A 22,874-nucleotide genomic window follows, 5' to 3' on the forward strand; every position below is an offset into this window, starting at 1 on the left:
CTCCTCCTCATCCCCTTCCGGTCAGGAGGCCGGCGCCGCCGAGGCCCGGCGCGCCGGGGCCGCCACCGCGCGCGGCGGCGGCGAGCCGTTCCTTCTGCGCCAGGTGGGCCAGGTACAGGTCGGCGCCCCGGTGTCCGGCCGGCAGGTCGCTGACGGTCAGGATCTTCATCCCGATGCTGAGCGAGGCCCGGATCGGGTTGAGGTGCACGTCGAACGCCGACTCGTTGACGGACAGTTCGGTCAGCCGCACCGGCATCACCCGCTTGCTCCCCCAGGTGAACAGCGTCAACGGCATCTCGATCGGACTGATCTCGATGCTGCCCTTCTGCGACAGCCTGGTTGCGGCGCGTAATTGCGCGGTGGTCGGCTGCACCAGCATCTCCAGCACGGCGAGCTGCGGATGAATGCCGTCCGGCGCGGCGATCTCCAGTTGATCGGTGGCGTCGATCTCGGCGGTGAACTTCCACGTCTCCTGCGCGGGCCCCTTCAACCGCAACGCCTCGTTCCGGTCCCCACTGCCGGTCCCCCCACCACCGGCGTCCCCGCCGTCCCCGGCGGACTGGGGCGCGATGCCGCGTTCCAGGGTGTCGGGGTTGAACTGGAGGACGATGACGCGTTGCGGGGTGCCGTGGTCGGGGTCGACCACGACGATCCCGGAGCGGATGGGTCGGGGGATGTCGGGGTAGCGGGTCATCCTTCGCCCTCCTCGCTCGCCACGTACTCAAGCGCCATCGACCACCAGTTCTCGGGCCGCTCGAATGAGATGGGGTTCAGACTCCTCAAGTGATGCGAAAGCTTCTCGAACTCACTCGCTGCGTCTCCTGATCCCATCGCGCGCTTTTGATGGAGATCGATCAGATAGAGAAATTCAACGAATTCCGCAAGGTCCCGATTGACGACTTCACCGCGAGGCGTCCCCCGCAACTGTGCCAGCGTGACAAACCCTTCGCGTGCATCCACTGAAAACCGGAATCCCGGGTCTCCGGGCGGCCCCCCGATGACGACCTCACGATGGTTGCCGCCATCCGGAAGGGGGATGTCGATCACCTCCAGGAAAGCCGGACCTCCTTCGACCAGCACGGAAAAGAAAGGTGGACTGCTTCGAGGAATTCCTGTCTCCCTCAGAACGCGCGCATCCACCGAGCGAAGACCGAGGCGGTCGATCTCCGCCTCGGACGGCCGCACGAGATTGCCCTCACCATATAGTCCTGCCATTTCCTGATGCGTGATCATCGTCCCACTTCCCCTGATACCGACTTCCAGTTCACATCGATAACGATCACCGTACCGGCCGGCACGGTAACGTTATTGATCTTGAGTTCATTAGTGAGGTCTGTCCCCATCTCCCTGTTCGTCTGCTTGTCGAGCAGGTAGAAGTTCTTGTAATCATCCAGGCCACCGAGCTGAAGATCGACCACATGATCCACGTCCATGTTGTCGATCCGGTCGTCGATGCGCTGCTTCAGATCTCTGCTGCCGGTACTGGCCAGGGCGCGGAGCCGCACCATTTTCTTGAAATGAAAAGTCATGGCACCAAGCCGCCTGGAATCCTGCTGCGCCTGCAGGTGATCCTCGAGCTTCTCCTTGCGGCCGAAGATGCTGTGGTAGGAAGGGGATGCCTCCCTTCTGAACGTGGTCGCGTTCTCGCTGGCCCGCTTGATGGCCAGGGCCTTTCTGGTGAAACCTACCAGGTCGTAGTGATGCTTCAACTGGATCGTCGCCGCCTTCTTCCGGGCTGCCGGGTCCGGTTGCTCCCCAGGCTGTCCGGAGCGGAGCCGTTCCTTCTGACTCTGCAAGTACTGATCGTTCAGCAGTTCGCGATACGCGTTTCTGTACTCCTCGGTCTGCGGCTCCGGGGTCTCCGCTCTGCTCTCGTACTCGCCTTCTTCAACGTCGATATCCTGCCCCAGGCCGTTTTGCACATCCCTTTCAGCCGCACGAATCCGCTGCAGCTCCGCGTTTCCAAGGTTCTTTCGCTCTTGCTTGTCCAGACGCCTGAGGAGATTCCTCATTCTGTTGATGAAGTCTCTCTCACTTTCACTTCCTTTGAACAGGAGCCAGTCTTCGAAGCTCTCGATCCCGAGGGCCGCCTCCAGACGACGCTGCCGGTCCGGATCTCCCTCCACGAGCAGACGGAGCTTCGCTCTAGTGGCCTCGGTGACGCGGGCAGAAGGATTCAGGACGGCCGTGATCGAAACAGGTGCCGCAGTGCTTGCCTCAAGGCCGGTCAGGCGATACCAAAGCCGCAGCGCCGAGAGGGCAGGTCGGAACACGAACTGCTTCACGCCTCGTTCCGTCATCCGCTCGATCCGGGGGCGCAAACGTGCGACGATCTTCCGCAGCCGCTCGTCCTTCGAGTCCTTCGAGTCCTCTTCCTTCTTGCGCTGCTCCTTCTTGTCCTGCTTCTTCTTGGCCGAGTCCTTCTCCTTGGAGTCTCGGCCCTTGTCCTTCTCCCGTTTACGCTTCGGTCCCTTCGGGTCGTTTTCGGGCTTCCGCTCCTTTCCGTCCTTCCCCTTCCCCTTCCCTTTCTCCTTCCCCTTCCCCTTCTCCTTCTCCTTCGGCGCCCGGTTGTCGCCGCCCTCGCCTCGGGGCCTGTCACCGGGGGCCTTCTGGTCCGCGTCCGGCTTGCGGCTGCCCGGGGCGTCCCGGTCCGAGCCCTTCGGGTTGCCGGGGTCTCGGTCCGTCGGTTTGTCCGAGGTCTTGCCGTCCCTGTCCTGGGGCTTCGCCGTGTCTGGCCTGTCCTGATCTCCGGTTCCGGGCCTGTTCGGGTCCCGGTGTTCGGGCTCGGTCCTCGGCTTCGGGCGGGGCTCCGGGCGGGGCTTCGGCCTCGTGGTCGGGGTGGGCTTGGTGTCGGGTTTTTCGGTGGGGTCCTTCGGGCGGCCGTTTCCGTCCTTGGCCGTCGGCTCGGGAGCGGTGGGCCTCTTGGGCCTGCCGTCCTTGGCCCGGGGTGCCTTCGGGTCCGCGTCCCGAGGTGTCTGGACCTCCGAGCCGGGTTTTCGGCCGGCGGGCTGCGCGTCCTTCGGCTTCTTCGGACCCCGCCCCTCCGTGTCCTCCGCTCCCGCGCGCCCCCGGTCCCCCGGCTTGCCGGACTTGTCGTTGGTGAGTTTCGCCGCGACGCCCCGCAGGCGGCGGCCCACCTTGGCGACGTACTTGCCGATCCCACTGAGGAGGGCCTGGTAGAGGACCTCCAGGAGCGCGACCACGCCCGCGGCGACGGCCTTGGCGAAGAGGATGCCGGCGCCGCCCGTGCGGACGGCCTTGAGCCAGGTGAGGACCGCGTCGAGGGAGCTGAGGATGGCGCTGAGGGCGCCCCAGGCGGTACGGATCGCGTCGATGACCGCCATCACCCAGCCGGCGCCGGGAATGAGCTTCGCGACGACCTTGGTGATCACCAACTCACCGATGATGAGCGGGAGTTGCGGGACGACCGCGTCCCATGCCTCCTTGACGATCCGGTCGAGGGAGAAGCCGCCCTTGATGAGCTTGTCGATGATCGCCTTCGGGACGCCGATGATCTCTTGGATCTTCTCCTGGAACCATGCCTTGACGGCCGCGGACACTTCGCGGAAGAGGTGGTTCTTCGCGCCGTCCACCGCGGAGTTCTTCGCGCCGCCGAGCCAGCCGCCCGGGTCGGAGAGGAAGTCGACCGCGATCATCATCCAGGCGCCCAGCGCGCTCAGGAGCTTCGAGGCGAACTCCAGGACCGCCTTCACCGCGTCGACGACCGCCTTCACCGCCGCCTGGAGCGCCTTCCTCAGGATGTCCAGGAGGCCGCTGAGCAGCTTGCCGATGGCGTCGAGGAGGTCGGAGACGGCCTGCTTCAGCGCCTGGGCGAGGCGGTTGACCAGGGCGATCGCCGCCGAGATCAGGTCGGCGACGAACCTGCGGATCCTCGCGGCGAGTTCGATCACCGCCCGCACCATCGCCACCGCGAACTCGATCAGGTCCTTGATGAGGTTCTTGATCGCGTCGACGATGTTCTTGCGGGCCTCGTTGATCCAGCGTTCGACCGTGTCCTTGAAGTTCTTGATGAAGCCGACGACCGCGTCGCGGGCCGCCCGGATGACCCGGACGATCGCGTTCTTGATCTCGATGACCTTCTGTTTGATCCAGTCGAAGGCCTTGCTGACCCAGTTGCCGGACTCCTGGACTGCGCCGTCGCGCTTCTGGTCCGCTTCGCGTTCGGCCTTGTCGCTCTCGTCCTGGATCTTCTTGTCGCTGTTCTGTTTCTCGTTGTCGACGTCGTCGTCGGTCTTCTTCTCCTTGTCCGCGACGTCCTTGCGGACCTTGTCGTGGCGTTCGCTCTTCTTGTCGCCGAGGGACTTCAGCCGCTCGTCCTGCTCCTCGCGCCAGTCCTCCCGCTGGGCGGTGACCTCGCCCATGGCCTTCTCGCGCTCGGCGGCCTGCGACTTGGTGTTCGCCGCGATCTCGGCGTCGACCTTCTGCCGGTGCCGGTCCTGCGCGTCGCGGACGTCACGGTCCTTGGCCTGCCGGCCCTCGGACATGCTCTTCGTGCCCTCGGTGAACGCCGCCTGGAACTGCGGGCCCTGTTCGTGCTCCGCCACCTCGGAAGCCGCCTCCGGGGGTACGGCACCGGTCGCCCCTCCGCCGCCGGCCGCCGCGCCCTGACCGCCCCGTGCACCGGGGACCTCGGCGGTCATCGTCTCCTTGGGCGCGTCCGGGTAGACCTGGTCCTCGCCCATCCGCCGGCCGGCGTCGTCCCGGGCGGTGCCGATCGTCTGCCGGCCCTTGGCGTCGACGTGGCCGTCCTGCTCGCCGGCCGACTGTTCCGCCGCGCCCGTCATGCCGACCCCCGGCGCGTCGCCCGCCCGGGCCTGCTCGAGTGCCTCGTCCTTGGTCGGCAGCCCCGCGAACTTCGCGGCCAGCGCCTGCGGATCCACCACCGGCTTGTCGGCGCCGAAGAGGCTCGCGACACCGTTCACGATCTTGCCGCCGATGAAGCCGAGGGCCATCTTGAAGGTGTCCCACCCGCCGGGCTCCTCGGCCTTCTCCGCCTCGATCCGGCCCTCGGGCTGCTTGGCGCCCGTGACCTCCGCGTCCTTCTGCTCCGGCGCCTGGGCTTCCTGCGGCCTGTCCTGGGAGTACTCCGCCGGGGCGTCCGTCTTCGGCTTGCCCCGCAGCGTCTGCGGCGCGCCTGCCGGGCGCTGCATCGAGGGGGGCGCGGAGGCCAGGGCCTGGTGCTCGTCGCCGACCGAGCGGTCCACCGCGCCACCGACCCCGCCCATGGCCTGAAGTGCCTTGTGCGGCTTGAGTTTCGCGGCCGTCGCGAGGCCCGCCTCGGGGGACACCCCGGAGAGGTCGGGTACCGGCGCGCTGTCCCGCCTGCCCTTGGGCCGGGCCGGGGCAGCACCCGCGCCACCACCGCCGGCGCCGCTCCGGGAAGCTCCCCCGCCGGCCGACCTGGGCTCCGGCGCCGGCCACGGCGCGGGCTCCGGCTCGGCGGGCGATTCCGTGGCCGTCCTCGCCGGTGCCGGTGCGGCCCTCGCGGTGGGCGCGGGCCGCGGCGCCGCCGTCGCCGCGCGGGGCCCCGGCGTCGTAGGGGCCTCGGGGGCCGGTGCCTCATCCGCCCCCGGCGCCTGTGCCACGGAGGCCCCGGGCGACGTGCCCGGCGCCGTGGGCCCGGCCGCGGCGGCGGGCCCGTCCGGCACGGGTTCCGCGGAGCCGACGCCCTGCGCGCCCGCTGCCGGCCGTCCGGTGGTCCCGGCCGAACCGGCCCCCGCGCCCGCCTCTTGGGCCTCGGCGTCCTTCTGCACCGACTGGCCGCCGGTCGCCTTCGGGGACTCCTTCTCCTGGCCGCCGGCCCCCTTGTCGCCTGCGGCGGCGGTGCCCTTCTCCTCCTTCGCGGTCGTCTCCCCCGCCGCTCCGCCGCCCTCGGAGGCCCCGTCGGCCCGGCCCGGCGCCTGCTGCACCGTGGTCTGCGCGGCGACCGGGCCCGCCTTCGGGTCGTCTCCGCCCTTGGGGTCACGGGTCCCGGGGGCGGGCGGGGCCGCGGTGGCCTGTTCCACCGCCGGTCCGGACGGCCCCGCGCCCTTCGCACCGTTCTCGGCCTCCGGCGCGGACACACCGGGCTCGTCCCCCGGGTCGGTCGCGGCTGTCTCCTCCTCCGGGCCGTCCTCCGCTTCCTCCGCGTCCTCCGCGTCCTCCGCGTCGCGCTCGGCCTGGACCTGGTCCGCCCTGGTCGGCGGTGGGGCGGGGAAGGACGGGACCGACGACGACGCGGACGCGCCGGGGCCGAGCGTGTCCGCCGTCGGTACGGCGGACACGTCGAGGTCCCGCTCCGGCAGGAAGTCCTCGGGCCGGAGTTTGACGTCCCAGGCGCTCGGCTCCCCGCCCCCGACGTCGACCTCCGACTCGCTGCCGGAGCCGAAGGGGTCCTCCTCGGTCCTCTCCTCGGGGCCGTCGATGTCCTGGTTGCGTCTGCCCTCAAGGGTGCTGAACGGTCCCGGGAGCCGGATGTCCCGGCCCGAGGCCGTCGGGGAGCCGGTGGGCTTCTTCCGGCCGCCCTTGTCCTGCTGCCGCAGCTGTTGTCCGGCGACGGCGGCCTCGGCCGCGCCCGGGCGGTTCCGCGCCGCGGACTCCTCCTTGCTCGCGGCGGGAGTCCGCGTCTCCTCGGTCTGCTCCCCGCTGTCCGCGCCGGCCTTCCCGCTCTCTTCCCCGCCGTCCGCGCCGGCCTTCCCGCTCTGTTCCCGCCCCGCCGCCGGCGTCGGCTCCGTGTCGCTTCGCCGTTCGCCGTCCGGCGCCGCCCCCGGGGCTGCCTGCGGGGCTGCCTGCTCCGGACCGTCAGTGGACGTCCCCGTGCCCGCCGGTGCCGGGCCCCGCGCCGGTCCTGGTGTGCCGGCCGGCTGCCGCCGCCTCGCGTGCGGGGCGTCCCCGCCCTGCGGCGTGCTCCCGTGCTCGGGCGTGCCGCCGTTCTGGGGGGTCCTGCCGGCCGCGCCCTGGTCGTCGGCCCGTTCCTTCTCCGGTCCGGGTGCGATGCCCGGCCGTTCCTCCTCGGCCCGCCGCTGTTCCCGCGACCGCAGCGTCTCCTCCCGTTCGCTGCGCACCTGTTCGGCAACGTCCGGCTCGATGCCGGGCGCGTCGTGCGCGTTGACTTCCAGGTCCTGGGCGTGGTCGTCGTACGCTCCTGCCTCTTCCACGAGGTCGAGCACCCGGTCGTGCTCCGGGGCCAGCAGCCGGTTCTCCAGGCGGACCAGCACGCCGTCGAGCAACTCCTCGGGGAGGCGGGCGAGTTGCTTGCGGGTGCGACCGGACAGGTCCTCCGGGTCGCCCCGCAGGGACCGTACGACCGAGTTGGCGAGCCGGTCGAGCAGGGTCGCCGGGTCCACGGCCTCGGTCCGGCTGCGGTCGGCGTGCACGGTGGCGTAGCGCAGCCAGCCGGGTGTGGGCCGGTTCTCGGTGACCTGGGGCGCGGGTTGCCCGGTCGAGGGGTGTACGAGGTCCTGGGCGGCGGACTCGGCCTCGCGTTCGATGGACTGCTGGGGCAGGCTGACGGCGCCCGGTTCGCGTCCTGCGCGCAAGGTGCCCAGGCCGTGCGGGTTCTGTACGGAGTGCAGCAGCTCGTGGGCGAGGAGCCGGCGGCCGTCGTCGGTGCCGGGCCGGAAGGCGCCCGCGCGGAAGAGGATGTCCTGGCCGACGGCCACGGCGTCGGCACCGAGCAGCTCGGTGAGACGGTCTGCGTCACGGTCGGTGTGCAGGCGGACGCGGCCGAGGTCGTGGCCGAGCTGTTCCTCCAACTCCCCGCGCAGTCCGGGATCGAGGGGCTGTCCGGCGCCGCTGACGATGTTCTTCGGTTCGGGCGTGCGGGACTTGGCGGCGCGTTCCCTGCGTCTGCGGCGTCGCTGTTCGGCCGTCTCCCGGGCGGCCGCGTCCTGGGCCCTGGCGGTCATGGGGTCACCTCCCCGTGGCCGCTGAGCCCGTCGTGGACCGCGCGAGCCAGCTCCTGGCCGAGCCGACGGGCCGACAGTCCGGCGGGCAGCGGGGGCAGGCCGGTGAGCGCCTCCACGGTCACGGCGCCGTTCGCCGCCAACGGCACGCCGTACTGCCGTACGAGGCGGGCCAGTTCGCTTTCGAACGCGGCCGAGACGCGGGCCGGGTCGGCGTGGAAGCCGTCGAGGACCAGTTCGCCGATCTCCACGCGGATCGCCGAGGGCCGCCTGTTCACACCCATCCGCGCACCTCCGCGGGGGTCAGTGAGCGCTCCAGCTTGAGGTATTCGGTGCGGGCGGCGGCGAGCATGTGCCGCATCTGCAACCGGTCGCCCTCCTCGGCGGCGAGGAACGCCCCGGACAGGGCGATGTTGCGGATGGAGCCGCCCGCGACGGTGAGGCGGGCCAGCAGGTCCGGGTCGATGTCCTTGAGCGGGGCCTGCGGTGGCAGCACGCGGCGCCAGATCTCGGCGCGTTCGTGTTCGGCCGGGAAGGGGAAGTCGACCACGAAGCGGATGCGGCGCAGGAAGGCCGTGTCGAGGGCCTGCTTCATGTTGGTGGTGAGGATGGCCAGGCCCCGGTACGCCTCCATCCGCATCAGCAGATAGCTGACCTCCAGGTTGGCGTACCGGTCGTGGCTGTCCTTGACCTCGCTGCGCTTGCCGAACAGGGCGTCGGCCTCGTCGAACAGCAGCAGGGCGCCGCCGCGTTCGGCGGCGTCGAAGACGCGGCGCAGGTTCTTCTCGGTCTCACCGATGTACTTGCTCACCACCTGGGAGAGGTCCACGACGAACAGGTCCAGGCCGAGTTCGTTGGCGATGACCTCGGCGGCGAGTGTCTTGCCCGTGCCGGAGCCGCCCGCGAACAGCGCGGTGACGCCGAGCCCGCGGCGCAGGGTGGCGGCGAATCCCCATTCCTGGAGCACGATCGGCCGCCGGCGCACGTGCGCGACGATCTCGCGGAGCACGGCGGTCTGGCGGTCGTGCAGGACGAGGTCGTGCCAGCCGGCCCGGGGTTCCGTCCGGCGGCCCAGTTCGTCCATGCCGACGCGGGCCTCCTCCAGTCCGGCCCGCCAGGCCAGTTCGGCGGCGCGCGCCTCGTCCTCGTGCGGCAGCCGGCGGCCCACGGCGGCGGCGGTGGCGCGGATCACGTGCGGTGGCAGCTGGAACTGGGCGACCAGGGAGCGCAGTTCGCCGTCGGCCAGGTCGGCCACGCCGGTGAACGCGTCGGCCCACAGGGCGAGCTGTTCGTCGTCGGCCAGGCGCGGCACGGTCACGCGGGTGCCGGGCGGGCGCCCGGTGGGCAGCGGGTCCTGGCTGGAGACGACGACGGGTACGGCGGCCCCGGCGAGGAACGCCTCGGTGGCCGCGCGCTGTTCGCGGTCCAGGTCGTCGGCCTCCACCAGCAGGGCGGCGGGCAGCAGGGTGGCCTCGCGCTGCCACAACCGGGCCAGCCGGTCGCGCTCGGCGGGGTCGGCGGGCAGGTCCTCGGCGCTCATGGCGTACAGCCCCAGCCCGCAGCGGGCGGCCGCGGTGGCCGCGAGCTCGGCGCGGCTGCGCGGGTCGCCGCCGGTCACCTCGACCACGGGTGGCGCGCCGGGGTCTCGGCCGTCCTGCCGCCAGCCGTCGGCGAGCCGGCTCGCGGCCAGGTCGTACGACGGCGGGAGCGCGTCCGGTGCGGTGGTGCGGCGGAGTCTGCCGTGCAGCCGGGCGTCGAGGTAGGGCGAGTCGAGCAGGAAGTGCAGGACGCGTTCGTCCAGCCGGATCCGGGAGACGGTCAGCCGGGTCTCGTCCTCCAGTTCCACGATCCGCCAGCGGCGCAGCGGTGCCACGGGGGTCAGGGCGCTCCAGTGCGGTTCGCCGAGGGCGGCCAGGGCGAGGGAGAAGGTGGGGTACGCGCGCCGCGGGTCGCCCGCGGCCGCCGCGCACCGCGCGCCGGTGGTGGGGTCGAGTTCGTCGGCGGCGGTGAGCAGGACCAGGTCGCGTTCGAAGGGGGTGAGTCCGAAGAGGGTGACGAGGGCGTCGAGCGGGGTGGCGAGGGCGGGGGTCGGGGCGGGCCCGGTGGTGGGGGCGGCGCCGGGGCCGGCCTGTTCCTCGGTGGTGCGGCCTTGGCCGGTGCGGGCGGCGTGGGCGTCGACGCGGGCCAGGACACGCCTGATCCCGGCGGTCAACGCGGTGCGGCCGGCCGTCGTCGGCTCCTCGTCGGCTCCCATGTGTTCACCTGCCCCCGTCGGGTCGTCCGTGCCGGATCAGTCGTGGTCGGTGTTCTCGGTGCCGTCCGTGTCGCGCTTCGTCCCGCGCGTGGGCGGCCGCGCCGCCTTGGCCGCCCTAGGCGTGCCCTTGCGGGCGCGGGCGGGCGTCTTGGCGGGAGCCTTCGCGGGGGCCTTGGCAGGGGTCTTCGCCGGGTTCTTCGCCACGGCCCCGGCCGCCTTCGCCGGTGCGGCTCGGTCCGTTCCGGTCCGGTCGCCGTTCGCCGGCCGGGGTTCCGTGGCTCCTGCCCGGTCCTCCCCTGGGCTGCCGCCCGTCCCCGTCCCCGGCGGTACCGGCGCTCCCGGGGCGCCGAACGGCAGCACGCGTACCTCCGGCCGCTCGACCGGCTTGGCCGGCACCGGGGTCTCCTGGCCGTCGATGAAGATCAGGGACGCCTGGTAGACGACGGAGAGGGCGTAGGGGGTCTGGTAGAGCATCCCCCACAACTTGGACGTCTCGTCGATGTCCATCACGTTCGGTGTGAACCGCACGCGCTGTGCCGTCTCCGCGAGGTCGCTGCCCGCCAAGTAGGGTTTTTCTCCGGCGAGTTCGATGATGTCCTTGGGCAGGACCGGGATCTCGTGCAGGGTTCGTACGACCGAGCCGAGCAGCCGTTGCCCGACGAGTTCGGTCTCGTCGCCGTACGCGCTGATCACGTAGTTGAGGTCGAGCGCCGCCCGCGCCCGGCGCGTCAGCGTGCCGTCGGGGGCGCGGGTGGGCAGGTCGTCGTTGCGCCGGGCGGGGTTGGGGGCGACCTGGTAGAGGAAGACGGAGATGGTGGGTTCGGCCGGCGGCTCGGTGGGCGGCTTGCGCGGCTCCACCTTGACGGCCATGTCGATCTCCGGCTGGAGGTGGGACTCGATCAGCAGGGCGAGGGCCTGGCTGACATGGGCGATGGCGAGTGCGTTGCTCATGGCGTCGGTTCCCCGTCCCTGTCGTCGAACGCCCCCTCGTGCCCCGGCCTTCACCGGCGATCCGGCACACCGGGGCGGCTCCCTTGGCCGCCGGCACCGGCACCCGCTCACCGGCGGCGCCGGTGGTCACTCGCGCTCCCGGGCCAGGTAGTCGGCCAGGCTGAGGGTCGCGCCGGGCCGTTCGGCGGGGCCGGTGCCCGGCCGGGAACCGGTGCGGGCGGGTGGCTGGGCGGCCGTCACCTCGAGCCGGCCGATCTGCACCCGCACCACCTGCTCGGGCGCGCGGCCGGCGCGGCGCCCGGCGGACTGTCGTACCGCCGTCCGGGCCGCCGTCGTGTCCGCCGCGCCGGGGCGCGCCGCCGTGGGCACGACGGCGGTGGGAGCGGTGCCCGTCGCCAGGGAGGCGGGGGCGGATGCCGCGGTCCGGTCCGCGCCCGTCTCCGGGGCCGGTCGCCTGGTGCCGCGCGCGGTGGTGCGGGGTGCCGGGTGCGGTGCGGCCGTCAGGGGGACGGCCGGGCGCGGCAGCCGTGCCCCAGGCGGGGTGGTCGGGGTCACCTCGCCCGGCTCCGTCGCCGCGAAGGCCGGTTCGGTGCGGACGACGGTCCGGTGTTCCGTGTGGTGGTGGATCTCGGTGGCGGGCGGGGTGCCGTCCCGCTCGGGCGCGGCCGAGTGCGTGGTGGCCGGCCAGGTGGTGTCCGCGGGGTCCGGCTCCGGGGTGCGGGGCCGGACGGCCTCGACGCGTTCGAACGGGCCGGGCAGCCGCGGCCGTACCCGGACCGAGTCCGGTGCGGTGGCGGTGTGCCGGGTGATCAGCCGGTCGAGGAAGTCGGGCGCCCGGGAGGGGTCGGTCACGGAGTAGTCAGACATCCGCACACAGCTCCAGGTAGTAGCGGCGGCGCAGCGGGCTCAGGGCCAGGATCTCCGGCTCGCTCCAGCCGTAGGCGGTGGCCAGCAGGTGGACGTCGAGGAGCGTGTCCCGCGCCCAGGCGTCGAGTTCGGTCCACAGGTAGGAGGCGATGTCGAGGTCGGCCCGAGTGGTGGTGCCGCACTCGGGGCAGCCGACGTTGAGCGTGATGTCGGCGCCGGGGTCGGCGGCCTCGACGGCCTCGGCGATCCGCCGCTGTACGGGTGGCGGCAGGGAGTCGGCGGTGCGGGGCGCCCCGTCGTGGACGGCCGCGACCAGGCAGCGGGTGAGCAGCGCGGTGCGCGGGTCGGCGGCGCGGGCGGCGGCCGTGAGGTCGGCGGCGGCGGGCAGCCGGAAGGAGATGTCCCAGCCGTCCTGCGTGAGCCGCACGACCTGCCGCGCCGGCCGGCCGAGGGACCGGGCGAACTCCCCGGCGTCCAGCTCGAATTCCATGTCCGCGTCACACGCACGGCAGTCCAGCCGCACCTGCATCCGGTCCCCGAACAGGGCGCGGCGCAGGGCGAGCAGGTCGCCCTCGCGCTCGCCGAGCGGTACGGCGGGCAGCGCGGTGGCGTCGAGGTCCGGGCGTGCCGTGCCGTGCAGCAGCAGGGCGCGCCCGGCGGGTGCCTCGGTGAGGCCCGCCTCCCAGGTGGCCAGCAGCGCGGCCGCCCCGGTGTCCGCCATCTGTTCCCCCCGCATCCTGTCGTCTCACCGCGCCTTGCGTCAGGCCGGGTTGAGGAAGGAGGGTTCCTCGGGTTCGGGCACCTCGTAGTCCCGTTCCCAGCCCTCGCACTCGAGTTTCAGCGACTGGATGGCCACCGCGTTGGCGTTGGCGTCGAGTTCGCCGAGGACCTGGTACTCGCTGGGCCAGGTCCGGTACAGCTTGTGCGAGACGGCGACCTGTCCGGCCTCGTTGAGGACCTGGATGACGATGTCCTTGCGGAAGTCGGCCAGGGAGACCTCCGCGCCGAGGCCCGCGCCGACCTGCCAGACCTTGTTGGCCCAGCGGTCGAACTCGGGGTCGTGGGTAACGCCCCGCTCCAGGGTGATGCCGTCGAACTCGGAACGTCCCGGCGACTTGCGCGGGGAACTGGGGTCGCCGCCGTGGCGGTGCTTGACGACCTCGGTGGTGCGCTTGAGCGGGCTGATCTTGCTGATGCCGGCGACCGTACGACCGTCCCACAGGACCAGGAACTTGAAGTTCTTGTAGGGGTCGAAACGACGGGCGTTGACGGTGAACTCTGCCATCGGATTCCTTCAGCTCTCCGGAATTCCCGCGGGACTACAGCTCGAACTGGCCGGACGTCTGCTGGATCTTCACGATCACGAACTCCGCGGGGCGGACCGGTGCGATGCCGACCAGGACGTTCACGACGCCGTTGGCGATGTCCTCGTCGGTGGTGGTGTCGCTGTCGCACTTGACGAAGTAGGCCTCGCGCGGGGTGCCGCCCTTGAACGCGCCCTGCCGGAAGAGGGTGTGCAGGTACGAGGAGGCGGCGAGCCGGATCTGCTGCCGGAGGTTGTCGTCGTTGGGCTCGAACACCACCCATTGCAGGCCGCGTCGGAGGCTTTCCTCGACGTGCAGGGCGAGCCGTCGCACGGGCACGTACTTCCACTCGCCGTCCAGCGCGTCGGTGCCCTCCAGGGTGCGGGCGCCCCAGACCGTCGGGCCGGTCAGCGGGAACGTGCGCAGGCAGTTGACGCCGAGCGGGTTGAGCAGGCCGGTCTCCCGGTCGGTGAGGCCGACGGTGAGGGAGTGCACGCCCGCCAGCCGTGCCTCGGTGCCGGCCGGGGCCTTCCACACGCCGCGCTCGGCGTCGGTGCGCGCGATGACGCCGGCGACCGCGCCGGAGGGCGGGAAGGCGCGCAGCCGTCCGGTGAGCGGGTCGGTGAGCCTCAGGTGCGGGAAGTACAGGGCGGCGTGGTTGCCGCGCACCGCGTCGAAGGCGGCGACGCCGGCGCGTGCCGTCTCGGCGCTGACCCAGGTGGAGGGGGCGTCGACCAGCAGGAAGATCCGCCGCTCGGCGCACAGGCGCTGGGCGGCCGAGACGACGGTGAGGATGTCCTCGGTCTTCTCGTACGCGGCGAGTTCGGGCAGCACGAGGAGGTTGACGTCGGCCACCTGGCGCAGCGCCTGGATGCCGGTCTTGGCGGCTTCGGAGCCGATCAGGTCGCCCGGGCCGGGTGCCTCGCCGTCCGCACCGCCGGTCAGCGGGAAGACGGGCGGGTTGACGGATGCCTCCAGGCCGAGGTCGTTGGCGCACTCGCCGACGAAGCGGACGACGTCCTCGGGGTCGGTGGAGCCGGCGACGACCTGGAGGCGGCGGCCGAAGACGGTGACCTCGGTGCCGGCGAACGCGTGCTTGCCGGGGGCGTCGGGCAGGGCGCGCAGCTTGCGTTCGAGCAGCAGCGCCAGCTCGGCGACGGAGCACGGTGGCTCGCCGTCGCAGTCGGGGTCGTAGAGGGTGAACTCGCGCTGCACCTCGCCGATCTTGACGGTCAGGTCGACGGCGAGGTCGGGCAGCCGGTGGCCGAACGGCTTGGAGACGGTGCCGGAGGGGTCGGGGCGGCCCTCGCCGACCGCGTGGACGCGGATCAGCCGGGAGCCGGCGTTGACGACGGTGGGGGCGTGGCGGGCGCTGGCCGGGTCCATGGACAGGCCGGTGAAGCTCTCCCGGGTCTGGCCCCGGGCGTCGTGGACACGCAGGTTGAAGGAGTCGTCGGGGTGGAGGGTGTCGTGGTCGACGGCCAGGCGCAGGCCGTTGCCCCACCCGCCGGGCTCCTTGGCGTGCACCTCCAGGACGTCGCTGTCGCTGTGTCCCTCGGTGGACTTCAGGGTGACGCGGGCGGCCTTTCCGCTGCGGGCCCTGGTGACACGGACGACTACGGCGACGGTGCCGCCGTTGCCGAAGAACTGGTGGACCGCGTAGCCGACCGCGCTGCGTGCGCTGAGGCCGCCGAAGCGGCGCTCGAACTCCGCGAAGCTGGTGACGCGCACCGGCTCGTTGAGCGGACCGCGCCGGGTGTGGCCGACGAACGCGGTCACCGACGTGGTCAGGGTCGAGATGGTGCGGGTGCTGCTGGGAAGCTCTTCGACATAGACGCCGGGATAGGTCGGCTTGGCGGCGCTCACCGAACTCATCGGCTTTCCCCCTCCTGCCCCTGTCTCGGGCACCGGGCAATGGCACCAAGAGGCAGGCGGCAAAGAGACAGGTTCCGTTCCGGCGCGGCGGACGACCTCACGTAACCAGCCGGTCAACGCTGGGCGTGCACACGCATCGATTTCCCCCGCCAGTTTCCCCGACGGCGGCCGACCGACCGGGGCAAGCAACGCTTGTGGCTCCTGATGCTCGTAGACGAATCAACCTTGGAGCACGGGCGGTTGGGGCATCAAGATGCGTTCCGGCCACCCCGAAGGAAAGTTTCGTGAACGTAAACGCTCGCTATTCTCGCATGACGCCCGCATGTCATCGACAACAGGCTCGAAGGATCTTCACAGACAATGCCGAGGAAATATGAAGATCATATTCCGGCGCACTTCGCGCGGCGTACGGAAAGATCCTTTATCCCTCCGCGCCCGCATTCCGTGATGGCGGGTTCCGATGTTTACAGCGCGGCGCGCTCGAAGGGTTGGCCTACGAGGTGCGAAAGGGCCGCCTGTACGTCGCCGTCACGGCCCCGCCGGCTTCGCCCGCTGCGCCCCCACTGATCACCGGGGCGTCGACGGCTTCGCAGCAGAGGAGACAGGGGAGACAGGGGAGATCAACGCCCGCCAGGCTGATAGAGGCGGGTCGTGGTCTCCTTCTCGTAGGACATTCCCGGAGGCATTCTGATGAGTTCGAGCTGCATTCCCCAGGGAGAGAGGAAGTAGACCCAGCTGTCGCCTCTGGTCGACCCGGGTTCCAGGGGCTGCGGTTCGCCCAGTATCCGCACACCGGGCTGAGCCCGCAGGTATGCCACCGCCTCGTCCATGTCCTCGACATGGAAGGCCAGATGATGGCCGCCCCAGTCGCTGTTGCGCGGCATCTCCCTTCGCTGGTCGGGCGCGGAGTACTGGAACAGCTCGCAGTTGGTCACCGGGCCGAGCCTGAGCATGGCCAGGTCCATCACCGCCCTCCGGTGGACACCGAGGTATCTCTCCATCCAGTCGCCGTCCGGGAATTCCACCGGCCCGAGCCGGTAGGCGAGTTCCGCGCCGAGCACGTCGACGAAGAACGTGACGGCCTGGTCCAGGTCGGGAACGGTGTAGGCGACGTGGTGTACGCCTGACGATCCGGGGATTCCTCGGGTGTTGCCGTACACGGTTTCCTCCGTTGTGCTGTGCGGCCGGCGGGTGGCTGCCGAAGAGGGCGGGCGGGTGTGGTCAGGCCAGGGCGGGCAACTCCGCGGGCCGCCGGTACCGGTCTCCCCACAGGCGGGTCGCGGAGGGGGCCGGTACGTCGATGTGCTCGTCCGTGGTCGCGGCCGTGGCGAAGCGGAGGCTGACGTCGAGGATGTGGAGGGAGAACTCCGCGCCGAGCAGCGGCTGGTCGCCCGTCAGCACCGCCCGGGCGAGGTCGGCGATGCCCGCGCCGACCGTCAGGTCGTGCGCCCCGTCGTCGTATCCGTGCTCCAGCGGGGGCAGGACGAAGGGCAGTCGCTCGGGCTCGGCCAGGTAACCGGTGTCCCTGCCGGTCGTCCGCACCCGGCGGCGCAGCGTGACCGGGCTCGACGCCTGCCACACGTCATCGACGGACAGGACGCCCTGATCGCCGACGACGAGCAGGGACTTGTCGGCGGGCGCCGCCCAGCCGATGGTGAGACGGCACACGGTCCCGTCGGCGAAGCCCAGCGCGCCGAACGAGGTCTCGGGCGCCACGTCGGCGACGACGCCCTCCCACTGGTCCGCGAAGGGGGTGACGGTCTGGCCGGACATGCGCACCACGGGTCCGAACATGGCCGTCAGCCAGGTGAGGAGGTAACCGGCGTGTTCCAGCACGCAGCCGTTGGCCACCTCCTCACGGTACGGCCAGGGGACTCCGCGCTTGCTGCGCCAGTCGCGGTAGGCCATGAACGCGAGCGGTCCCATGTCGAGCGAGGCGTAGGCGAGCCGCGGTGTGCCCACCGCTCCGTCGTGGACGGCACGGATGAGGGTTTGCGCGGACCGGCTGAACACCGTGGCCGGCGCGCTGCTCAGCAGAAGTCCGCGCTCCGCGGCGAGCGAGGCCAGTTCCCTCGCTTCCGTCATGTTCGTGGTCATGGGCTTCTCGCAGTACACGTGCTTCCCGGCCGACAGGGCGGCCCGGTTCACCGTGTAGTGCCGGGCGGTCGGGGTGAGGTTCACGACGATCTGCACCTCGGGATCGGCGAGCACCTCTTCCATGCTTCCGAACAGCCGCCCGCCGTACTCCGCGACGAAACTTTTCGCCCGGTCCCCTTCGGGGTCGTAAGCGCCTATGAGGTTGATTTCCGGGTAGTTGGGCAGCGTGGGGCCGTAGAAGTCGGCGGCATAACCGCAGCCGAGGAAGGCGACACCGACGCGCTTGCCCCCGCCCGTGGAAGTGGGCATTGCTCCTCCGTGTTCCTTGAAATGACGTGCGGAGAGTCCCCGTAGAGGACATGCGAGAGACAGCCAACACGTCCTGCGTTCGCCACCTCAAGGGTCGAAACAGTTTCGGCTGATTCCGCGCTTCTGGCCAAAATGAAGCAACACACCACCGTTTACGGGGTGTTTACAGAATTTCGCTTGCACGGGCCATCGGATCATGCATTCATTGACGCCGCCCGGCCTTGTTCCCGGGAGCCCTCCCCGGCCGCCCGGAGCGCCGGACACCACCAGACAGGAAAGGCAGTTACAGTGCCCCTCACCGGAACGGGAACGCCCATACGCACCTCGACCGCCGTGGTCGTGGTGGTCGCGCTGGCGCTGGCGCTGTTCTCCCTGAGCACCGTGGAGACGCTGCCGGTCGGTCTGCTTCCGCTGATCGCCGACGATCTGGGCGTGTCCGAAGCGTCGGCGGGCCGCCTGGTCACCGGATACGGAATGGTGGTGGCCGTCGCCTCGGTGCCGTTGACCCGCCTGGTCCGCCGGGTGCCGCGCCGTACGTTGCTCTGCGCGCTGCTGGCCTTGTTCGTCATGGCGAATCTCGTCTCCGCCGCGGCCCCGGGCTACTGGGTGCTGCTCGCCGCCCGCGTCACGGTGGCGCTCACCCACTCGGTGTTCTGGTCCGTCATCGCGTCGACCGCCACCACCCTCTTCGCTCCCGAGGTGCGGGGCCGGGTGGTCGCCGGACTGTTCTCCGGTCTGTCCCTGGCCTCCGTGGTGGGTGTCCCGGCCGGAACATGGCTGGGGCAGCAGGCCGGTTGGCGCATCCCGTTCGTGGTGATGAGCGGGTTCGGCTTCCTCGCCCTCCTCGCGGTCGCCGTCCTCTTGCCGTCCGGGGCCGGCGAGGAGGGCAGCGGCGCGGCCGGAGCCGAGCCCAGCCGGGGCCGGTTCCTGGTGCTGATGGCGGCGACGGCCCTGGTCATCTGCGGTGTCTTCACCGGGTACACGTACCTCACCGTGTTCCTCACCGATGTGGCCGGCCTCCCCCAGTCAGCCGTGGCGCCCCTGCTCCTGGGCTCGGGCGTCGCCGGGATCGCGGGCACCGCCCTGGCGGGTGCGCGGGTGGACCGCCGTCCTCGCGGCACCATGGTGCTGGCCGTGACCCTGCTGACGGCGACGATGTTCGGGCTGTGCCTGCTGGGCGACCGGTCCGTCGCCGCCGTCTGCCTGGTGGCGCTGCTCGGGTTCGCCATGGCCGCCATGACGACCGCGCTGCAGAGCAGGATTCTTCACGTGGCCCCCGGAAGCACCGAGATCGCCTCGGCCGTCGGCTCATCGGTGTTCAACGTCGGTATCGCCGGAGGCTCCCTCGTCGGCGGACTGCTGCTGCCCACCGGCCCCGGGGTGCGGGGCGCGGTGCTCGTCGGCGGTGTGCTCGCGGCCGGCGGCCTGGCCGTGCTGCTGTCCGAGTCATGGGTGGTGCGGCAGGGGGAACGACGGGCCGCCGTCCGGGGCGGAGTGCCGGACATGTCGGCGTAGCCGTCGGCGAGTCCCGGGCCCGCTCGTGCGGGAGGGTGACAGCCGGGCCGGTCTCACGATGTCAGCGTGACGTGCCGGGTCGTGTCGGTCGTGTCCACGCACTCCTGGTACGGATTCGGGTCGCCCTGCTGTTCCTGGCAGCGCCACACGGTACCGTCCGAGTTCACCACGGTGACCGCTCCGCCCTCCCGCAGCCCTGCCTTGGTGTAGGCATCCGCCACCCGCAGGGCGGCTCCGCAGTCCCCGGCGCTGCCGGCCGACACAGCCAGTCCGGTGGCCCCGTCCGTTCCGCAGACCACGCGCGGCGCCTCTGGAGCGCCGGCCTCGGCGAAGGCCGCCGTCGGGGCCGAAAGCCCCAGCATGCCCAGGCTCACCAGTGTCACTGCCCCCGCTGTTCCCATTCGGCTCATACGAGATCCCATGATTTCGGTAGTGATTGCGCACAACGCTGCCGCCGGTCCCAGGTGTGGGCCGTCAACCCACAGGTCAAGGACCTGGCACCGACCACGATGAGCCCGCCCACCGGACATCGCCACTCGAACACCCATGTGGCCTACAGCTGGTGCCGGGGCGCGGTGTGCGGTCCGGGGTCCCGGTCGGCACGGTGCGGATACGCGTCCAGCCCGGCGATCGTCGGCACGGCGACGGCGGTGCCGAAGCAGCGACTCGATCGAAACTTTCGCCACGATGATTGCCTGTGACAGGCGCCTTACGAACCGAAGCGACCGTGGTCAACGGTCTGTGTCGACTGTTCGAAAAGTCGGATGAAGACCGATGCACATTGGCCCGTAGGCGAGTTGCACTCTTGCGGCAATGGTTGACGCCACCCTCCGCTACCCCTAACGTGACGCGGCACGTTCCCGAAAGACCACCGAATGTTTCGAGACGACGGGAGCCGATGACATGATCCGGAAAAGGCCGGGACCACGAACCTTGCTGACAGCCGTGCTCGCGGTCCTGGCGCCGCTGCTGGCCGTGCTCACCCTGTCCGCGCCGGCCGCCCACGCGGCCTCCCTGACGGAGGTCACCGGCTTCGGCGCCAACCCGAGCAACCTGCGCATGTACGTCTACCGCCCGGACAGCGCGCCGGCCCGCCCCGCGGTCCTGGTGGCCGTGCACTACTGCACCGGTTCCGGTCCGGCCTTCTACTCCGGCACCGAGTTCGCCTCGCTGGCCGACCGGTACGGCTTCCTCGTGATCTACCCTTCGGCGACCCGCAGCGGCGGCTGCTTCGACGTCTCGTCGCCGCAGGCGCTCAAGCGCGGCGGCGGCAGCGACCCGGTCGGCATCGTGTCGATGGTGACCTACGCCGAGCAGCACTACGGCGCCGACCCGAACCGCGTCTACGTCACCGGCGCCTCGTCCGGCGCGATGATGACCAACGTCCTGCTCGGCGACTACCCCGACGTCTTCAAGGCCGGAGCCGCCTTCTCGGGCGTGCCCTTCGGCTGCTTCGCCACCACCGACGGCTCCGGCTGGAACAGCGCCTGCGCCAACGGCACCGTCGCCAAGACCCCCCAGCAGTGGGGCGACCTGGTCCGCGGCGCCTACCCGGGGTACAGCGGGCCCCGGCCCCGGATGCAGCTGTGGCACGGCACCGAGGACACCACGTTGCGCTATCCGAACTTCGGCGAAGAGATCAAGCAGTGGACCAATGTCCTCGGCGTGAGCCAGACGCCCGCGTCCACCGACCACCCGCAGTCCAACTGGACCCGCACCCGCTACGGCGGCACCGGCACCCAGGCCCCCGTCGAGGCCATCAGCATCCAGGGCGTCGGACACACCCTGCCGACCGCGGGCATGGCCGCACGCGCCATCTCCTTCTTCGGCCTGGACTCCGGAACCACCCAGCCGCCGACCGAGCCGCCCACCCCGCCGGCCGGCGCGTGCAAGGTGACGTACTCGACCAGCACGTGGAACTCCGGGCTCACGGCCGCGATCACCGTGACCAACACCGGCACCGAGCCGGTCGACGGATGGGCGCTGACGTTCACCCTGCCGGCCGGACAGGCCATCACCTCCGGCTGGAACGCCCAGTTCTCGCCTTCCAGCGGCACCGTGACCGCGCGGAACGCCGCCTACAACGCCTCCCTGGCCCCGGGCGCCTCGGCCACCCTGGGTTTCCAGGCCACGCACACCGGCGACACCTCCGCCCCGGCGTCCTTCAGCCTCAACGGCGCGACCTGTGCCACGAGTTGACCTACCGCCACGCGGCCGGTGCGGCGGGCGAGGAACCTGTTCGTCGTCCCCGCGTGCCCGGACCGTTCTCCCGTCACCGGGGGGCGGTACCGGGCGGCGCGGGCCGGTCTCAGGGACACCTGTGCCCCGCCTCAGCCGTCCGCGCCGCGGAGCACCGCGTCGAACCCGGCCGGCACCGGCTCCGGCGCGGCGTGGCAGACCTCGTTCCCGGCGACGTCGTACGGCGGGGGGACGGTCATGATGGTGTCCAGGGCCGCGCGGGCGGCCTGGAGATCGGCCACCGCCCGGTCGATGCGCTCGCGCTCCCGCTGAAGGCCGGAAAGCGTGCCGGAGCAGGCCGGCACCAGCGTCTGGCCGTCGTCCACCATGCACGGCAACAGGGCGGCGATCGTCCGCGTGGAAAGGCCGGCCCCCAGCAGCGTACGGATGTTGTGCACCGTGCGGACATCGTCCTCTTGGTATTCGCGGTATCCGCTGGGACGGCGCACGGGGTGCAGCAGCCCCTGTTCCTCGTAGTAGCGCAGAAGGCGGACGCTGACGTCGGTCCGGCGGGACAGCTCTCCGATGCGCATGTGTCGCTCACCACACAGTTCCGGTTTGACTCTCACATCAATGTCAGACCCCAACCTAGTCGGCATGACGACACAGCACTCAACTGATCCGCAGCACAAGCCCGTTACGCTGGTGGGACTCGGGCCCATGGGCAAGGCCCTGGCGCAGACCCTGCTGAAGAAGGGCCACCCGCTCACCGTCTGGAACCGCACGCCGGGGAAGGCGGACGACCTCGTGGCCATGGGGGCCCGGCGCGCGCGGACCGTCGCCGAGGCGGTCACCGCCAGCCCGCTCACCATCGTGTGTCTCACCGACTACGACACGATGCGCAAGGTCCTGGAGCCGGCCGCCGAGGCGCTCGGCGGCCGCACCGTGGTCAACCTCAACTCCGGTACGCCGGCCGAGGCGCGAGCGGCCGTCACGTGGTCACAAGAGCGGGGCGTGGACTATCTCGACGGCGCCATCATGGTGCCGCCGCCGATGGTGGGCGAGCCGGGCGCGGTGTTCCTCTACAGCGGTTCACCCGCGGTCTTCGCGCGGCACTCGGAGACGCTGACGAGCCTCGGCGACCCGCGATACCTGGGACAGGACCCCGGTCTAGCGGTGCTCTACAACACCGCCATGCTCGACATGATGTACGCCACCCTGAACGGCTGGCTGCACGCCACCGCCCTGGTCGGCTCGGCGAACGTGTCGGCCCGGGAGTTCGCGGAGCTGGCGCTCGGCTGGTTCATGCCGGTGGTGGTCGACTACGCGGTCCTGGCCCGTCAGGCGCCCGACCTGGACGCCGGCCACTATCCGGGCACCCTGAGCACGCTGGAGATGAACCTGAACGCGCTGGACCACATCACCCGCACCAGCGAGGAGCAGGGCGTCCACTCCGGCCACCCGCGGCTGATGAAGGAGATCGCCGAGCGCGCCGTCGCCGAGGGCCACGGCGGGGAGAACTATCTGGCCGTCCACGAGTTGTTCAAGAAGGCGACGCTGCCGACGGAGGAGACCTCCACCCCACGCCCGTGATGCTCGTGCACCCGTCACGGTGGGCGG

The 22,874-nt window shown here is 71.2% G+C and carries 17 protein-coding genes; 3 read left to right on the forward strand and 14 right to left on the reverse strand.

The window, feature by feature from the left end:
• Positions 1–7: 7 nt before the first annotated feature.
• The 12 genes from Srubr_RS10365 to Srubr_RS10420 all read right to left on the reverse strand — a co-directional run bounded on the left by Srubr_RS10365 (position 8) and on the right by Srubr_RS10420 (position 17,561).
• Positions 8–694: a hypothetical protein gene (locus tag Srubr_RS10365; RefSeq protein ID WP_189999610.1), complete on the reverse strand. Its 687-nt coding sequence runs from the start codon at positions 692–694 to the stop codon at positions 8–10.
• Positions 691–1,233 (reverse strand): SUKH-4 family immunity protein, encoded by a 543-nt coding sequence (locus Srubr_RS10370; RefSeq protein WP_189999609.1) that lies wholly within the window; start codon positions 1,231–1,233, stop codon positions 691–693. The genes Srubr_RS10365 and Srubr_RS10370 overlap by 4 nt, the downstream gene beginning before the upstream one ends.
• Entirely contained in the window at positions 1,230–7,907 is a 6,678-nt protein-coding gene (locus tag Srubr_RS10375) for an eCIS core domain-containing protein (RefSeq protein ID WP_189999608.1), read from the reverse strand. Before Srubr_RS10375 ends, Srubr_RS10370 begins: the two co-directional genes overlap by 4 nt.
• Positions 7,904–8,188 (reverse strand): hypothetical protein, encoded by a 285-nt coding sequence (locus Srubr_RS10380; RefSeq protein ID WP_189999607.1) that lies wholly within the window; start codon positions 8,186–8,188, stop codon positions 7,904–7,906. The genes Srubr_RS10375 and Srubr_RS10380 overlap by 4 nt, the downstream gene beginning before the upstream one ends.
• Positions 8,179–10,158: an ATP-binding protein gene (locus Srubr_RS10385; RefSeq protein WP_189999606.1), complete on the reverse strand. Its 1,980-nt coding sequence runs from the start codon at positions 10,156–10,158 to the stop codon at positions 8,179–8,181. The genes Srubr_RS10380 and Srubr_RS10385 overlap by 10 nt, the downstream gene beginning before the upstream one ends.
• Before the next feature lie 36 nt (positions 10,159–10,194).
• Positions 10,195–11,109, reverse strand: a complete 915-nt coding sequence (locus Srubr_RS10390) for a Pvc16 family protein (RefSeq protein WP_189999605.1) — start codon at positions 11,107–11,109, stop codon at positions 10,195–10,197.
• A 126-nt stretch (positions 11,110–11,235) separates the two neighbouring features.
• Entirely contained in the window at positions 11,236–11,976 is a 741-nt protein-coding gene (locus tag Srubr_RS10395; RefSeq protein ID WP_189999604.1) for a hypothetical protein, read from the reverse strand.
• Positions 11,969–12,697 (reverse strand): T4 family baseplate hub assembly chaperone, encoded by a 729-nt coding sequence (locus Srubr_RS10400; protein WP_189999603.1) that lies wholly within the window; start codon positions 12,695–12,697, stop codon positions 11,969–11,971. Before Srubr_RS10400 ends, Srubr_RS10395 begins: the two co-directional genes overlap by 8 nt.
• 39 nt (positions 12,698–12,736) lie before the next feature.
• Positions 12,737–13,261: a phage tail protein gene (locus tag Srubr_RS10405; protein WP_146468864.1), complete on the reverse strand. Its 525-nt coding sequence runs from the start codon at positions 13,259–13,261 to the stop codon at positions 12,737–12,739.
• A gap of 34 nt (positions 13,262–13,295) precedes the next feature.
• Complete coding sequence (locus Srubr_RS10410; protein WP_189999602.1) at positions 13,296–15,155, reverse strand: phage tail sheath family protein; 1,860 nt, start codon at positions 15,153–15,155, stop codon at positions 13,296–13,298.
• 620 nt (positions 15,156–15,775) lie between these two features.
• Positions 15,776–16,315, reverse strand: a complete 540-nt coding sequence (locus Srubr_RS10415) for a VOC family protein (protein WP_189999601.1) — start codon at positions 16,313–16,315, stop codon at positions 15,776–15,778.
• A gap of 61 nt (positions 16,316–16,376) precedes the next feature.
• On the reverse strand, positions 16,377–17,561 hold the full coding sequence (locus Srubr_RS10420) for a Gfo/Idh/MocA family protein (protein WP_189999600.1): 1,185 nt from the start codon (positions 17,559–17,561) through the stop codon (positions 16,377–16,379).
• Positions 17,562–17,849: 288 nt separating this feature from the next.
• Between Srubr_RS10420 and Srubr_RS10425 the strand changes: the two genes are divergently transcribed.
• Entirely contained in the window at positions 17,850–19,076 is a 1,227-nt protein-coding gene (locus Srubr_RS10425; protein WP_203854965.1) for an MFS transporter, read from the forward strand.
• A gap of 53 nt (positions 19,077–19,129) precedes the next feature.
• On the opposite strand, the gene Srubr_RS10430 is transcribed toward Srubr_RS10425, so the two are convergent.
• Complete coding sequence (locus Srubr_RS10430; protein WP_189999598.1) at positions 19,130–19,459, reverse strand: hypothetical protein; 330 nt, start codon at positions 19,457–19,459, stop codon at positions 19,130–19,132.
• Positions 19,460–19,979: 520 nt separating this feature from the next.
• On the opposite strand from Srubr_RS10430, the gene Srubr_RS10435 reads away from it, so the two are divergent.
• Entirely contained in the window at positions 19,980–21,275 is a 1,296-nt protein-coding gene (locus Srubr_RS10435) for an extracellular catalytic domain type 1 short-chain-length polyhydroxyalkanoate depolymerase (RefSeq protein WP_189999597.1), read from the forward strand.
• Positions 21,276–21,406: 131 nt separating this feature from the next.
• On the opposite strand, the gene Srubr_RS10440 is transcribed toward Srubr_RS10435, so the two are convergent.
• Entirely contained in the window at positions 21,407–21,847 is a 441-nt protein-coding gene (locus Srubr_RS10440; RefSeq protein WP_189999596.1) for a MerR family transcriptional regulator, read from the reverse strand.
• 64 nt (positions 21,848–21,911) lie between these two features.
• Between Srubr_RS10440 and Srubr_RS10445 the strand changes: the two genes are divergently transcribed.
• A complete protein-coding gene (locus Srubr_RS10445) occupies positions 21,912–22,847 on the forward strand; it encodes an NAD(P)-dependent oxidoreductase (protein ID WP_189999595.1) in 936 nt (311 codons plus the stop codon).
• The last annotated feature ends 27 nt before the right edge of the window (positions 22,848–22,874 follow it).

It is taken from the genome of Streptomyces rubradiris (genome assembly GCF_016860525.1).
Lineage (GTDB): Bacteria > Actinomycetota > Actinomycetes > Streptomycetales > Streptomycetaceae > Streptomyces > Streptomyces rubradiris.